Origin of the sequence: Streptomyces inhibens (genome assembly GCF_003389455.1) — a bacterium.
Taxonomy (GTDB): domain Bacteria; phylum Actinomycetota; class Actinomycetes; order Streptomycetales; family Streptomycetaceae; genus Streptomyces; species Streptomyces inhibens.
This window is the reverse complement of record NZ_QUAC01000420.1, coordinates 1-13,531: the sequence shown is the minus strand read 5'-3', so window position 1 is coordinate 13,531 and position 13,531 is coordinate 1. Positions and strand designations below refer to the sequence as shown.

The 13,531-nt window shown below is 71.8% G+C and carries 11 protein-coding genes; 8 read left to right on the top strand and 3 right to left on the bottom strand.

Going from position 1 to position 13,531, the window contains the following annotated elements; translation table 11 throughout:
• From DY245_RS36810 to DY245_RS36800, 3 genes are all read left to right on the top strand, one after another.
• On the top strand, window positions 1-942 hold a 942-nt coding region (locus DY245_RS36810; protein ID WP_147318424.1), incomplete at its 5' end, for a DUF4349 domain-containing protein.
• 94 nt (window positions 943-1,036) lie between these two features.
• A complete protein-coding gene (locus DY245_RS36805) occupies window positions 1,037-2,233 on the top strand; it encodes a thiolase family protein (protein ID WP_128511445.1) in 1,197 nt (398 codons plus the stop codon).
• A 136-nt stretch (window positions 2,234-2,369) separates the two neighbouring features.
• The gene (locus tag DY245_RS36800; protein ID WP_128511444.1) at window positions 2,370-3,794 is read left to right on the top strand and encodes an FAD-dependent oxidoreductase; all 1,425 of its coding nucleotides are present in this window, start codon (window positions 2,370-2,372) and stop codon (window positions 3,792-3,794) included.
• Between the two features lie 5 nt (window positions 3,795-3,799).
• On the opposite strand, the gene DY245_RS36795 is transcribed toward DY245_RS36800, so the two are convergent.
• Together DY245_RS36795 and hemE are read right to left on the bottom strand one after the other, a co-directional pair.
• Window positions 3,800-4,816: a hypothetical protein gene (locus tag DY245_RS36795; protein ID WP_128511443.1), complete on the bottom strand. Its 1,017-nt coding sequence runs from the start codon at window positions 4,814-4,816 to the stop codon at window positions 3,800-3,802.
• A 38-nt stretch (window positions 4,817-4,854) separates the two neighbouring features.
• Window positions 4,855-5,961, bottom strand: a complete 1,107-nt coding sequence (gene hemE, locus DY245_RS36790; protein WP_128511442.1) for a uroporphyrinogen decarboxylase — start codon at window positions 5,959-5,961, stop codon at window positions 4,855-4,857.
• 114 nt (window positions 5,962-6,075) lie between these two features.
• Between hemE and DY245_RS36785 the strand changes: the two genes are divergently transcribed.
• From DY245_RS36785 to DY245_RS36775, 3 genes are all read left to right on the top strand, one after another.
• Window positions 6,076-6,732, top strand: coding sequence for a DUF3000 domain-containing protein (locus DY245_RS36785; protein ID WP_128511441.1), 657 nt, complete (start codon window positions 6,076-6,078; stop codon window positions 6,730-6,732).
• A 344-nt stretch (window positions 6,733-7,076) separates the two neighbouring features.
• Window positions 7,077-7,739, top strand: coding sequence for a response regulator transcription factor (locus DY245_RS36780; RefSeq protein WP_018088879.1), 663 nt, complete (start codon window positions 7,077-7,079; stop codon window positions 7,737-7,739).
• A 77-nt stretch (window positions 7,740-7,816) separates the two neighbouring features.
• A complete protein-coding gene (locus DY245_RS36775) occupies window positions 7,817-9,091 on the top strand; it encodes a ribonuclease D (protein WP_128511440.1) in 1,275 nt (424 codons plus the stop codon).
• A gap of 65 nt (window positions 9,092-9,156) precedes the next feature.
• Here DY245_RS36775 and DY245_RS36770 read toward each other — a convergent pair whose 3' ends face one another.
• Window positions 9,157-9,831: a PepSY domain-containing protein gene (locus tag DY245_RS36770; RefSeq protein ID WP_244943502.1), complete on the bottom strand. Its 675-nt coding sequence runs from the start codon at window positions 9,829-9,831 to the stop codon at window positions 9,157-9,159.
• Between the two features lie 294 nt (window positions 9,832-10,125).
• Between DY245_RS36770 and DY245_RS36765 the strand changes: the two genes are divergently transcribed.
• On the top strand, window positions 10,126-11,346 hold the full coding sequence (locus tag DY245_RS36765) for a thiolase family protein (RefSeq protein WP_128511438.1): 1,221 nt from the start codon (window positions 10,126-10,128) through the stop codon (window positions 11,344-11,346).
• Window positions 11,343-13,475 carry a 3-hydroxyacyl-CoA dehydrogenase NAD-binding domain-containing protein gene (locus DY245_RS36760; RefSeq protein WP_128511437.1) on the top strand — a complete coding sequence of 711 codons (2,133 nt, stop codon included), beginning with the start codon at window positions 11,343-11,345 and terminating at the stop codon, window positions 13,473-13,475. Before DY245_RS36765 ends, DY245_RS36760 begins: the two co-directional genes overlap by 4 nt.
• The last annotated feature ends 56 nt before the right edge of the window (window positions 13,476-13,531 follow it).

Genomic DNA, 13,531 nt, shown 5'->3' with positions numbered 1-13,531 from the left:
GCGCCGAGCCGGGCGGCGAACGCGCCGAGCGGCGGGGCGGCGGTGGAGGGCGGCCGCGGCGGGGCGGCGGGCGGGGCCAACGGGGGTGACCGGAGCGCCAAGACGCCGAAGATCGCGCCCTCGCAGATCATCCGCACCGCGACCCTCACCGTGCAGACCAAGGACGTCGCGACGGCGCTGGCCACGGCGCGGGCGGCGGTCGACGGCGCGGGCGGCTATGCCGCCGACGAGACCACCGACCGGGACGCCGGGGGCCATGACCGGTCGCGGATCGTGCTGCGGGTGCCGCCCGCGGAGTACAACGCGGTGCTGGGGCGGCTGTCCGGGCTCGGCAAGCTGCTCTCCCGCGAGGTCTCCGCGAAGGACGTCACCGACCAGGTGGTGGATGTCGACAGCCGGATCAGGACGCAGCGGGCCAGCGTGTCGCGGGTCCGGGCGCTGGTGGAGAAGGCGACGTCGATCAGCGACATCGTCTCGCTGGAGTCCGAACTGGGCACCCGGGAGGCGAATCTGGAGTCGCTGGAGGCTCAGCTGAAGTCGCTCAAGGAACGGACCGGGATGGCCACCGTCACGCTGCTGCTGCGGCAGCCGGACGCCACCCCCGAGGAGAAGCCCGACGACGAGCCGGCGTCCTTCGGGGACGCGCTGTCCGGCGGCTGGCACGCCTTCATGACGGCCGTGCGCTGGGTGCTGGTGGCGATCGGCGCGGTGCTGCCGTTCGCGGTGGCCGCGGCCCTGCTGTACGCGCTGTGGCGGCTGGTCCGTGACCGGCTGCCGGTGGCCCGCCGCGTCCGGCGGCGGACGGACGGCGGCAGCACCCCAAAGCCGGCGGACGGCGCCCAGGACGCTTCCGGCGCCGGCGCCCCGGCCGGAGCACCCGGCGCGGCCGACGCACCCGACGCGGCCGATACGCCCGGGGAAGGTGACCAAGGGACCCGTTGACAGCGGGCAGCGGCGGGCAAAGACTCGGATCGGCGGGCGGCGATCTTCGTACTGCCCGCCGACCGTCGAGCCGGGACAGCGAGGACAGCGCCTGATGACCGACCCACGCGTACGGGATGTCTACATCGTCGATGCCGTACGGACCCCCGTCGGCAAGTACAGCGGCGCGCTCGCCGGCGTCCGGCCCGACGATCTGGCCGCCCATGTGCTCAAGGCCCTGGTGGACCGCACACCGGACCTCGACCCGGCGCGGATCGACGATGTCTGCTTCGGCGATGCGAACGGCGCCGGCGAGGACAACCGGAATGTCGCGCGGATGGCGGTGCTGCTGGCCGGGCTGCCGGTCACCGTCCCCGGCGTCACCGTGAACCGGCTGTGCGGTTCCGGCCTGGAGGCGGTCATCCAGGCCGCCCGGGCCATCGCGCTCGGCGATGCGCGGATCGCGGTGGCGGGCGGGGTGGAGTCGATGAGCCGCGCGCCGTATGTGCTGCGCAAGCCCGAACGGGCCTTCCCCGCGGACCATCAGGAGATGTTCTCCTCGACGCTGGGCTGGCGGATGGTCAATCCGCGGATGGCTCCCGAGTGGACCGTCGCGCTGGGCGAGGGCGCCGAGCTGATCGCCGACCGGCACGGCATCACCCGCGAGCAGCAGGACGTGTTCGCGCTGGCCAGCCACCAAAAGGCGGTACGTGCCTGGCGGGAGGGCGGCTACGACGCCGAGGTCGTGCCGCTGCCTGGCGTGGAGCTGGTGCGTGACGAGACGATCCGCGAGGGGTCCTCCCTGGAGTCGCTGTCCAAGCTGAAGCCGGTGTTCCGTACGGCCGGGGGCACCGTCACCGCCGGGAACTCCTCGCCGCTCAACGACGGTGCGGCCGCGCTGCTGCTGGCCGACGAGGAGGGGGTGCGGGCCACCGGGCGCGAGCCGCTGGCCCGTATCCGCGCGAGCGCGGTGACCGGCGTCGAGCCGCAGCTGTTCGGTCTGGGCCCGGTGGAGGCGGTACGGCGCGCGCTGGAGCGGTCCGGGCGCGGCTTCGCCGATGTGGCGACGTTCGAGCTCAACGAGGCGTTCGCGGCACAGGCGTTGGGCTGCCTGGACCAGTGGCCGGAACTCGACCCGTCCGTGGTGAACCCGCGCGGCGGCGCCATCGCCATCGGCCACCCACTGGGCGCGTCCGGCGCCCGCCTCGCGGGCTCGGTGGCCCACCAGCTCGCCGCACTGGGCTCGGGCACCGGGCTCGCCGCGCTGTGCATCGGCGTGGGCCAGGGTCTCGCCCTCGTCCTGGAGCGCTGAGCCCCGGCGACGCGAGCCGGCCGCGCCCTCTCCGACGCCGGGATGCCGCCGAACGGGCCGTAACGTAGCGAAGGGCGGCGAGCGGACCGTAGGGGACGCGGCCCGGCGCCATAGGGACACGACGAAGGGGTACGGCATGGCGGCGACGGAGCGGCTGGTGATCGTCGGTGGCGACGCGGCGGGGATGTCCGCGGCATCGCAGGCGCGTCGGCTGCGAAAGCCCGACGAGCTGGCGATCACCGCGTTCGAGCGCAGCCATTTCACCTCGTACTCCGCCTGCGGCATCCCGTACTGGGTGGGCGGCCGGGTCGAGGGGCCAAACGCGCTGATCGCCCGTACGGCCGAGGAGCACCACGCCCGGGACATCGATCTGCGGATGCGGACCGAGGTCACCGAACTCGACCTGGACCGCGGCCGGGTGCGTACCCGGGAGCTGGACAACGGCGGCCGGGAGTCGTGGACCGGCTTCGACAAGCTGGTGCTGGCGACCGGCGCGCGGCCGCGGCGCCCCTCGCTGCCGGGGATCGACGCGCCCGGTGTGCACGGCGTGCAGACCCTCGACGACGGCCAGGCCCTGCTGGACACCCTCGCGGCGTCCCCGGGCCGGCGGGCGGTGGTGGTCGGCGCGGGCTACATCGGTGTGGAGATGGCCGAGGCGCTGGTCCTCCGCGGTTACCAGGTCACCGTCCTGGAGCGGAACGGACAGCCGATGTCGACCCTCGACCCGGACATGGGCGCGCTGGTCCATGAGGCGATGTGCCGGATGGGCATCGAGACGGTGCTCGGGGCGACTGTCACCGGTGTGCTGACCGATGATGGGGGTACCTCCCTGCTCGAGCGAAGCCGAGAGCTTGGGGGAGGGCGGGTCCGCGCGGTCACCACCGAGGACGCCGAGTATCCGGCGGATGTGGTGGTGCTGGGCCTGGGCGTACGCCCGGAGACCACGCTCGCCGCCGCGGCCGGGCTGCCGCTGGGCGAGTCCGGCGGGCTGCTCACCGACCTCGCGATGCGGGTACGCGGCCATGACCACATCTGGGCGGGCGGTGACTGTGTCGAGGTCCTCGATCTGGTCTCCGGGCACACCCGCCATATCGCCCTGGGCACCCACGCCAACAAGCACGGTCAGATCATCGGCACCAACGTGGGCGGCGGCTATGCGACCTTCCCCGGGGTCGTCGGCACGGCCGTCAGCAAGGTCTGCGATCTGGAGATCGCCCGTACCGGGCTGCTGGAACGCCAGGCGCACGCCGCCGGCCTGCGGTTCGTCACGGTGACCGTGGAGGCCACCAGCCGCGCCGGCTACTACCCCGGTGCCAGCCCGATGCACGTCAAGATGCTCGCCGAGCGCCGTACGGGCCGGTTGCTCGGGGTGCAGATCGTCGGCCGCGAGGGTGCCGGCAAGCGGGTGGACATCGCGGCGGTCGCCCTCACGGCCGGTATGACGGTGGAGCAGATGACGGCCCTCGACCTCGGCTATGCGCCGCCGTTCTCGCCGGTCTGGGATCCCGTTCTGGTGGCCGCCCGTAAGGCGACGGGGGCGGTACGGGCCGCGGGGAGCTGACCCGTCTACCGGCCGGCCCGGAGCGGGCCGAACTGGAGCGCGCGGGCCGCCCGCAGCCGGTCCAGCGACTCGCGGGCCAGCCCCGCGACGAACACCGGGCACAGCCAGGCGTCCAGCGGAGCCCCGGTCCCGGATGCCGCGCGCCGCTCCTCGTGCAGCCGCCGGCCGCCGGGACTCTTCAGACGCATCCCGGCCGTGATGACGTCCTCCGGGTCGTTGCCGAGGACGGGGTGCCCCAACTCGCCGTGGGCGCAGCGTGCTTCACGGGCCGCGGCCCGTACGGAGGCCAGCCCCGCGATCAGGTCGTCGATCGGCCCCGGGGACGTGACCAGACCGCCGGCCGCGTACCAGGACAGCGCGCTGACGATGACGACCAGTCCGGCGCGCTCGGCGTCCGCCCTCGCCGCGGCGAGGGCGGCGCCGTAGTGGGACAGCGTCCAGGACACGCTGACCCCGGGCGTCGGACAGCCGTGCAGCAGAGCTGCCAGATCCTGGATCTCCTCCTGGTCGGCGGTGGACAGCCGGGCTGGGATGCCGTCGGTGGTTCCCGGGGCGAGGATGTCGACGGCCACCCGGGCGTACCCGGCGACATTGCGCGGGCAGCGCCACTCCTCCTTGGATGCCACCGCGAGGGCGGTCCAGTCCGTGTCCTCCCCGGACGGTGTGCCGTTGCCCAGCAGCGGGAGGTAGGAGACGAGGCACTCCAGCTCGTCGTCGAGATCGCCCTCGTAGGGGTGTGTCTCATGCGTGCAGGGGCGCCGGCGCAGCGTCCGGTCGGTGGCGCGCAGCGCGTCGAGGACCGTTGCCGCGGTGCCGTCGGAGGCGGATTGCAGGGCGACGTAGTCGGCCGTCATCAGCAGACCGAGGGTCCACAGCCAGGCGCGCTCGCCGCCGGGGTCGGCGGCGAGCGCGTGGGCGCAGGCCAGGACGGCATCCGTGTCGTGGCCGGCGTAGTACTCGGCGCGGATCTCTTCCCAGGTGGCGGCGAGATCCGCTATCGGGGCGTCGGGGGTGGCGTGCATGATCTGCACGACGCCCCACGGGTGGGGAGCAGTTCCGCTCAGCGCGCCGTACGGGTGTGGACGTACTCGACGAGGCGGGTCAGCGCGTCCGGGTCCGTGCTGGGCAGTACGCCGTGGCCGAGGTTGAAGATGTGGCCTTCCAGGCCGGCGGCCGCGTCGAGGACCTCGGCGGCCTTGGTCTCCACGGCCTCGCGGGGGGCGAAGAGCACGGCCGGGTCGATGTTGCCCTGGAGCGCCTTGCCGGGGCCGACGCGGCGGGCCGCCTCGTCCAGCGGGACCCGCCAGTCGACGCCGACGACATCGGCGCCCGCCTCGCCCATCAGGCCGAGGAGTTCGCCGGTGCCGACGCCGAAGTGGATACGCGGGACGCCGAGGCCCTCGACCGCCTGGAAGACCTTGGTGGAGGCCGGCATCACGGAGCGGCGGTAGTCGGCGGGCGAGAGCGCGCCGACCCAGGAGTCGAAGAGCTGGACCGCGCTCGCCCCGGCCTCGATCTGGACCTTGAGGAAGGCCGCGGTGATGTCGGCGAGGCGGTCCAGGAGGTCGGCCCACAGCTGCGGGTCGCCGTACATGAGGGCCTTGGTGCGCTCGTGGTTGCGCGACGGGCCGCCCTCGACCAGGTAGCTGGCGAGCGTGAAGGGCGCGCCGGCGAAGCCGATGAGGGGGGTGCTGCCCAGCTCGCGGACGAGCAGGCCGATGGCCTCGGTGACGTAGGAGACATCGCCGGGCTCCAGGGCGCGCAGCTGCTCCAGGTCGGCGCGGGTGCGGATCGGGTTCTCGACGACCGGGCCGATGCCGGGCTTGATGTCGAGGTCGATACCGATGGCCTTGAGCGGGACGACGATGTCGCTGAAGTAGATGGCGGCGTCGACGTTGTGGCGGCGCACGGGCTGGAGCGTGATCTCGGTGACCAGCTCGGGCCGCATGCAGGAGTCGAGCATCGCGATGCCCTCACGGACCTTGCGGTACTCGGGCAGTGAGCGCCCGGCCTGGCGCATGAACCACACCGGCGTGTGCGGCACCGGCTCACGGCGGCAGGCCTTGAGGAAGGCCGAGTCGTGCGTACCGGTCCGCTGCCGGCCCTCAAGAGGGCTTGCCGCTGCTCGATCGGAGCGGGGAGTTTGGGGAAGGTCGTTGGCGCTCACGCCCCAAATCTTCGCATGCGCGCGGACGACACTCCCCGGGCGCCTCCGAATGGGCGACGCGCGCACCGGGTGTCCTCCCCGTATGCGGGGCCGGTTCCGCCTAATCTTCCGGGCATGGCTGCGGCTCACGAACACCTCGCGGACAGCGCGGACGAGGCCCCGATCCCCTTCCGTCAGGCGGTCGAGGCGCTCCGCGCGGCACGACTGCGGCCGGAGATCGAGATCGACCCGACGCCCGCGCCGAAACGGCTCGCCCCTTTCGCGTACGCGCTGGAGGCGGCGGTCGTCGAGCGCGCCTCGGCACCCGGCGGCGAGGACCGGGATCTGGCGGACGGGCGGCTGGTGCTGCTGCACAATCCGGCCGGCGACGACACCTGGCAGGGCACCTTCCGTGTGGTGACGCTGGCGCGGGCGGAACTGGAGCCGGAGATGGGCGCCGATCCGCTGCTGCCGGAGGTGTCCTGGTCGTGGCTCACGGGGGCGCTGGATGCGCGCGGGGTGCGTTACGGCGCGCCGAGCGGCACGGTGACCCGGGCCGGGTCGTACTACTTCGGCGGGCTGGCCGCACGGGAGCCGGCGACGCAGATCGAGATCCGGGCGTCCTGGACGCCGGCCGAGGGTCCTGGCGGGGTGCCGGATCTGGCGGCGCATCTGTCGGCGTGGTGCGATCTGCTGTGCCAGGTGGCGGGCCTGCCGCCGGCCACGCCCGACATGGCGCCGCGCGGCGGGGTCGTATCGCTGCCGCAGCGCCGTGGTGCGCAGCCCCGCTGAGCCCCGCTGACCATCGTTGGGCACGCGGCCCGGCCGCAATGATCACGTTCGTGCACCGCGGGTACCGCTGATTTTTCGCGCGCTACCGCAGTGATCACGCTGCCGTCAACCGATGGAGAGGTCCGGGCGGGATCGCGTACGGCTCTGATCATCTCGGTATGCACTAGATGCTCACCTCTGATCGATCATGCATCCGATTTGCCCGAATTGCCCCTAACTAAATCGTGATCAAAGTCTAAAGTCCCGCCGGATTGCTGCCGAAGAGGTCAGTGACCCTTCAAACACGGATCATTCCGGCTCTCCCAAGTCGGCTTCCGTCCCCGCCACTCCCCCCAGGAGGCCCGGTGTCTGTTCTCCTCGAGCAACCTTCGAGCCTGGTCGCCTACCGCCCGAACAAGCCGACGGCCATGGTCGTCGTGGCCGACCCTCGCGTCCGCTCCACCGTCACCCGCCATCTGTGGGCCCTCGGAGTGCGTGACGTGATCGAGGCGTCGTCCATCGCGGAGGCCCGTCCCCGCGTCGGCAACCCGCGCGACATCTGCGTTGCCGACGTCCACCTTCCCGACGGCTCCGGCCTCACGCTTCTGTCCGAGACCCGGGCGGCGGGCTGGCCCAACGGCCTCGCGCTGTCCGCGGCCGACGACATCGGCGCCGTACGCAACGCCCTGGCCGGCGGCGTCAAGGGCTATGTCGTCACCGGAACCCGCACCAACCTGGGCCTTCCCGGGCGCCCCGGCGCCTCGCCCATCGGTGCCAACGCTGCCCGTATGCAGCGCCGTCCGCCGGGCGCCCCCGGGCACCCCGGTGGTTACCGCGAGCTGTCGGGACGTGAGGTCGAGGTGTTGCGGCTGGTGGCGGAGGGCCAGTCGAACAAGGCCATCGGCGTCTCGATGGGGCTGTCGGCGCTCACCGTGAAAAGCCATCTCGCCCGGATCGCCCGCAAACTCGGCACCGGTGACCGGGCCGGAATGGTGGCGGTCGCGCTGCGCACCGGCATCATCCACTGACCCCTGGCACGACCCACTCGCCCGTCGAGGGAACGTTCCCTCGACGGGCGACGTGCATACACAGATACCCTTGACTGGTGACCGACGCCCAAAAGACCGCAGCAGACACGACACTGCGAGCACCCGGAGACTCGCCTCCGGATTCCCGACCGGCGCCGGTCCCTCTCCTGGAGCCCCGTGAGGGCATCCCCCCGGTGACCGCCACGGACGAGGCGCTCGCCGAGGTAGTGGCGGCCTTCGCGGCCGGTACGGGCCCGGTGGCCGTCGACGCCGAGCGGGCCTCCGGCTACCGCTACGGCCAGCGCGCCTACCTCGTACAGCTGCGCCGTGAGGGCGCCGGCAGCGCGCTGATCGACCCGGTCGGCTGCCCCGACCTGTCGGCGCTGGGCGAGGCGATCGGCGACGCCGAGTGGGTGCTGCACGCCGCCACCCAGGACCTGCCGTGTCTGCGCGACATAGGGATGGTCCCCACCCGGCTGTTCGACACCGAGCTGGCCGGACGGCTGGCCGGCTTCGCCCGGGTCGGCCTGGGCGCCATGGTCGAGAACGTCCTCGGCTTCGCCCTGGAGAAGGGCCACTCCGCCGTCGACTGGTCCACCCGCCCGCTGCCCGAGCCCTGGCTGCGCTACGCCGCGCTCGATGTCGAGCTGCTGGTGGATCTGCGCGATGCGCTGGAGGAGGAGCTGACGCGGCAGGGCAAGCTGGAGTGGGCCCATCAGGAGTTCGCGGCGATCGCCGCCGCTCCCCCGCCGCCGCCCCGCAAGGACCCCTGGCGCCGTACGTCCGGTATGCACAAGGTCCGCAGGCGCCGCCAGATGGCCGTCGTACGGGAGCTGTGGACGGCCCGTGACCAGGTCGCCCAGCGGCGCGATGTCTCCCCCGGCAAGGTGCTCGGGGACGCCGCGATCGTGGAGGCGGCGCTGAATCTGCCGCCGAACAGCCACGCGCTGGCGGGGCTGCCCGGCTTCGGGCACCGCATGGGCCGCCGGCAGCTGGAGCAGTGGCAGGCCGCCGTCGACCGCGCCCGCGCGCTGCCGGAGAGCGACCTCCCACAGCCCGGCCAGCCGCTCAACGGCCCGCCGCCGCCCCGTTCCTGGGCCGACAAAGACCCGGTCGCGGCCGCCCGGCTGTCGGCCGCCCGCGCTGCGGTCACCGCACTGGCCGAGCGCCTGAACCTCCCGCAGGAGAACTTGATCACCCCGGACACGGTGCGCCGGCTGTGCTGGGAGCCGCCGGCCCTGCCGACGCGGGAAACGGTCGCCGAGGTCCTGGTGAGCCACGGCGCCCGCCCCTGGCAGATCGAGCAGGTCGCGCCGATCCTCACCGAGGCGCTGCTGACGGACGCCGGCTGACGCCGTGAACCCCGGGCCGGGCGCACCGGCCCGGGGTTCATGTCCCGGGGTTCACGGACCGGACCTCAGTCCGTGTCGACATCCACGTGCAGAACCTTGCGGTTGGTGGCGTCGATCTCGTAGGTGGTCTTGTACCAGTCGTCGGTGGTCACGACGTCCACGGACCACGCCACCTTGTCGTTGCCGTTGTCGGCGTCGCCGAGCTCCAGTGAGCTGACGGTGCCCTTCGTCTTCTCGGTGGCCGTCTGCGCGGCCTGCTGGGCGGTGACGGTGGCCTTGGCCAGCCGGGCGGCCAGCCGCTTCTTGTCGTAGGCGTCGTCCGATTCGGTGAACGACTGGTTCACCTTGCCGGAGACCGCGTCGACGCGCACGGAGTGCACCGTCCCGTCGGATGCCGCGACCGCGGTTTCCCAGTACGGGTTGCTGGGCGTTCCCTTGAGCTCGGCGGCGATCGGCTCCGAGTTGGGGGCCGCCGCGACCGCCGCGCGCAGCGCCTCCTCGTAGCCCACCTTGGCCGCGGGGATCAGCGCCTTCCGCTTGATCTGGTCCATGGTGAGCCTGCCGCTCGGGGAGGCGGGCGCCGAGGCGGGTACCGCTCGCGAGGGGACCGCGTTCTTCTCGGGCTGCGCGGTGCTGTCCGCGTTGTCGCTCCCGCAGCCCGTCAGCAGCGCGCCCGCGGCGGCGACGGCGCAGACGAGGCGGATCGTATGCGGCCCCGACGGTCGGCTACTCCGTGTCACCACACCACTCCTTTTCGTGTCCATACGGGCACTTTAAGTGCGGGATCGGATGAAATACGCCAAGACCCGGCGATATTTGGCCCTTTTCGATCAGCCGCATCCGCCGCTCACGGCGCAATCACCCGGCGGTCCGCGCATTCGGGCCGCATCCCTCACACATCCATCCGGTGTGACCTTCACCGCTCCGGGCGGTGGGGGTGTGCAGCTTGGTTACCCGTAAGTAGCATGTGGGTGTGAAGCGTCCCTGGGGGGCGCCCCGCAGCAGTGCCATCCCGCACCTGGAGGAGAGCCAACGTGCCTCGTACCGCTAGGGACGTCGTCTTCGTCGACGGCGTCCGCACCCCGTTCGGCAAGGCGGGCCCGAAGGGCATCTACCACGAGACCCGCGCCGACGATCTCGTCGTGAAGGCCATCCGGGAGCTGCTGCGCCGCAACCCGGCCCTGGACCCCGCGAAGATCGACGAAGTCGCCATCGCCGCCACCACCCAGATCGGCGACCAGGGTCTGACCCTGGGCCGTACCGCCGGCATCCTCGCGGGCCTCCCGCAGTCCGTGCCCGGCTACTCCATCGACCGCATGTGCGCCGGTGCGCTGACCGCCGTGACGGCCACCGCCGGCTCCATCGCCTTCGGCGCGTACGACGCCGTCATCGCGGGCGGTGTCGAGCACATGGGCCGGCACCCCATGGGCGAGGGCGTCGACCCCAACCCGCGGTTCGTGAGCGAGAAGCTCGTCGACGAGTCCGCCCTGTTCATGGGCATGACCGCGGAGAACCTCCACGACCGCTACCCGCACATCACCAAGCAGCGCGCCGACGAGTACGCCGTGCGCTCGCAGGAGAAGGCGGCGAAGGCGTACGCGAACGGGAAGATCCAGCAGGATCTCGTCCCGATCTCCGTGCGGAACACCAACTCCGAGGTCGGTGAGACCGGCTGGGGTCTGGTCACCGCCGACGAGCCGATGCGGCCGGGGACGACCCTGGAGAACCTCGCCGGGCTCAAGACGCCGTTCCGTACGCACGGCCGCGTCACGGCCGGTAACGCCGCCGGTCTCAACGACGGCGCCACGGCCTCGATCATCGCCTCCGAGGACTTCGCCCGCGAGCACAACCTCCCGGTGAAGATGCGCCTCGTCTCGTACGCCTTCGCCGGCGTCGAGCCCGAGGTCATGGGCTACGGCCCGATCCCGGCGACCGAGAAGGCCCTCACCAAGGCCGGTCTGTCGATCGAGGACATCAACCTCTTCGAGATCAACGAGGCCTTCGCCGTCCAGGTGCTCGCCTTCCTCGACCACTACGGCATCGCCGACGACGACGAGCGCGTCAACCAGTACGGCGGCGCCATCGCCTTCGGCCACCCGCTGGCCTCCTCCGGCGTCCGTCTGATGACGCAGCTGGCCCGCCAGTTCGAGGAGCAGCCGCAGGTCCGCTACGGCCTGACCACGATGTGCGTCGGCTTCGGCATGGGCGCGACGGTCATCTGGGAGAACCCGAACTTCGACGGAGGCAACAAGTGAGCACCACCACCGCCGAGCTTCTGAAGGGTGCGGGCGAGCTGTTCCCGGACGAGGTCGTCACCCAGGCGCACGTACGCCACCTCGATCTGCCGTTCGGCGCGGGCAGGTTCGCCCTCATCACGCTGGACAACGGCTTCGACCACACCAAGCCGACCACCTTCGGCCCGGCGTCGCTGGCGAACCTCAACCTGGCGATCGACCAGGTCGAGAAGGAGGCCGCGGACGGCGACATCGTCGGCGTCGGCCTCACCGGCAAGCCGTTCATCTTCGCCGTCGGCGCCGACCTCAAGGGCGTCGAGCTGCTGAAGAAGCACGAGGACGCGCTGGCCATCGGCAAGGGCGGCCACGAGGTCTTCAAGCGGCTGTCCGCGCTCGCCGTGCCGACCTTCGCGTACTACAACGGCGCGGCCATGGGCGGTGGCGTCGAGGTCGGTCTGCACTGCTCCTACCGGACCGTCTCCAAGGCGCTGCCGGCCTTCTCGCTGCCCGAGGTCTTCCTCGGTCTCGTCCCGGGCTGGGGCGGCTGTGCGCTGCTGCCGAACCTGATCGGCGCGGACCGTGCGGTCTCGGTCATCATCGAGAACTCGCTCAACCAGAACAAGCAGCTCAAGGGCTCGCAGGTCTTCGAGCTCGGGATCGCCGACGCGATCTTCGAGGGCGCGGACTTCCTGGAGCAGTCGCTGATCTGGACGGCCAACGTCCTCAAGGGCGACGTGACCGTCGAGCGTCCCGAGATCGACCGTGGCGAGGCCTGGGACCAGGCCGTGGCGCGTGGCACGGCCATCGCCGACGGCAAGGTGCACGGCGCCGCCCCGGCCGCCTACCGCGCGCTCGACATCATCGCCGCCGCCAAGAGCGGTGACCTCCAGGCGGGCTTCGACGCCGAGGACCAGGCCCTCGCCGACCTGATCATGGGTGGCGAACTGCGCGCCGGCATCTACTCGTTCAACCTGGTGCAGAAGCGCGGCAAGCGCCCCGCCGGTGCGCCCGACAAGAACCTGGCGCGCCCGGTCACCAAGGTCGGCGTCGTGGGTGCGGGCCTGATGGCCTCGCAGCTCGCGCTGCTCTTCCTGCGCCGCCTTGAGGTGCCGGTGGTCCTCACCGATATCGACCAGGAGCGCGTCGACAAGGGCGTCGGTTACGTCCACGCCGAGATCGACAAGCTGCTCGGCAAGGGCCGTATCAACCAGGACAAGGCCAACCGCCTCAAGGCCCTGGTCTCCGGTGTCCTCGACAAGGCCGAGGGCTTCGCCGACGCCGACTTCATCATCGAGGCGGTCTTCGAGGAGATCGGCGTCAAGCAGCAGGTGTTCGCGGAGGTCGAGGCGGTCGCCCCGGCGCACGCGATCCTCGCCACCAACACCTCCTCGCTGTCCGTCAGCGAGATGGCCTCGAAGCTGAAGCACCCCGAGCGGGTCGTCGGCTTCCACTTCTTCAACCCGGTCGCGATCCTGCCGCTGCTGGAGATCGTGCGCGGCGAGAAGACCGACGACGCGTCGCTGGCCACGGCCTTCGGTGTCGCCAAGAAGCTGAAGAAGACCGCCGTTCTCGTCAAGGACGCCCCGGCGTTCGTCGTGAACCGGATCCTGACCCGCTTCATGGGCGAGATCCAGAACGTCATCGACGAGGGCACCCCGGTCGAGGTCGCCGAGCAGGCCATCGAGCCGCTCGGTCTGCCGATGTCGCCGCTGGTGCTGCTGGAGCTGGTCGGCCCGGCCATCGGTCTGCATGTGTCGGAGACGCTGAACGGCGCCTTCCCGGACCGCTTCAAGGTCTCGCCGAACCTCAAGGCCGTCGTCGAGGCCGGCAAGCGCGGCTTCTACGTCTACGACTCCGGCAAGCCGGAGCTGGACCCCGAGGTCGCCGCCCTCCTCAAGCAGGGCGACTCGGTGCTGACCGAGGACCAGGTCCGCGACCGCGTGCTGGACGCCGTGGCCCAGGAGATCGGGCTCATGCTCGACGAGGGTGTCGTCGCCGAGGCCCAGGACATCGACCTGTGCCTGATCACCGGCGCCGGCTGGCCCTTCCACCTGGGCGGCATCACGCCGTACCTGGACCGTGAGGGTGTCTCCGAGCGGGTGACCGGCAAGAAGTTCCTGGCCCCGGGCGTGGCGAGCGTGCCCGCGTAAGGGCTCAGCTGATTGCGGGATGCGCGGGCCGGCTCGGCGGAGCCGGCCCGCGCTTT

Coding starts and splice junctions, on each gene's coding strand:
- DY245_RS36805 (WP_128511445.1), top strand. CDS start 1,037: ATGACCGACCCACGCGTACGGGATGTCTACATCGTCGATGCCGTACGG.
- DY245_RS36795 (WP_128511443.1), bottom strand. CDS start 4,816: ATGCACGCCACCCCCGACGCCCCGATAGCGGATCTCGCCGCCACCTGG.
- DY245_RS36785 (WP_128511441.1), top strand. CDS start 6,076: ATGGCTGCGGCTCACGAACACCTCGCGGACAGCGCGGACGAGGCCCCG.
- DY245_RS36800 (WP_128511444.1), top strand. CDS start 2,370: ATGGCGGCGACGGAGCGGCTGGTGATCGTCGGTGGCGACGCGGCGGGG.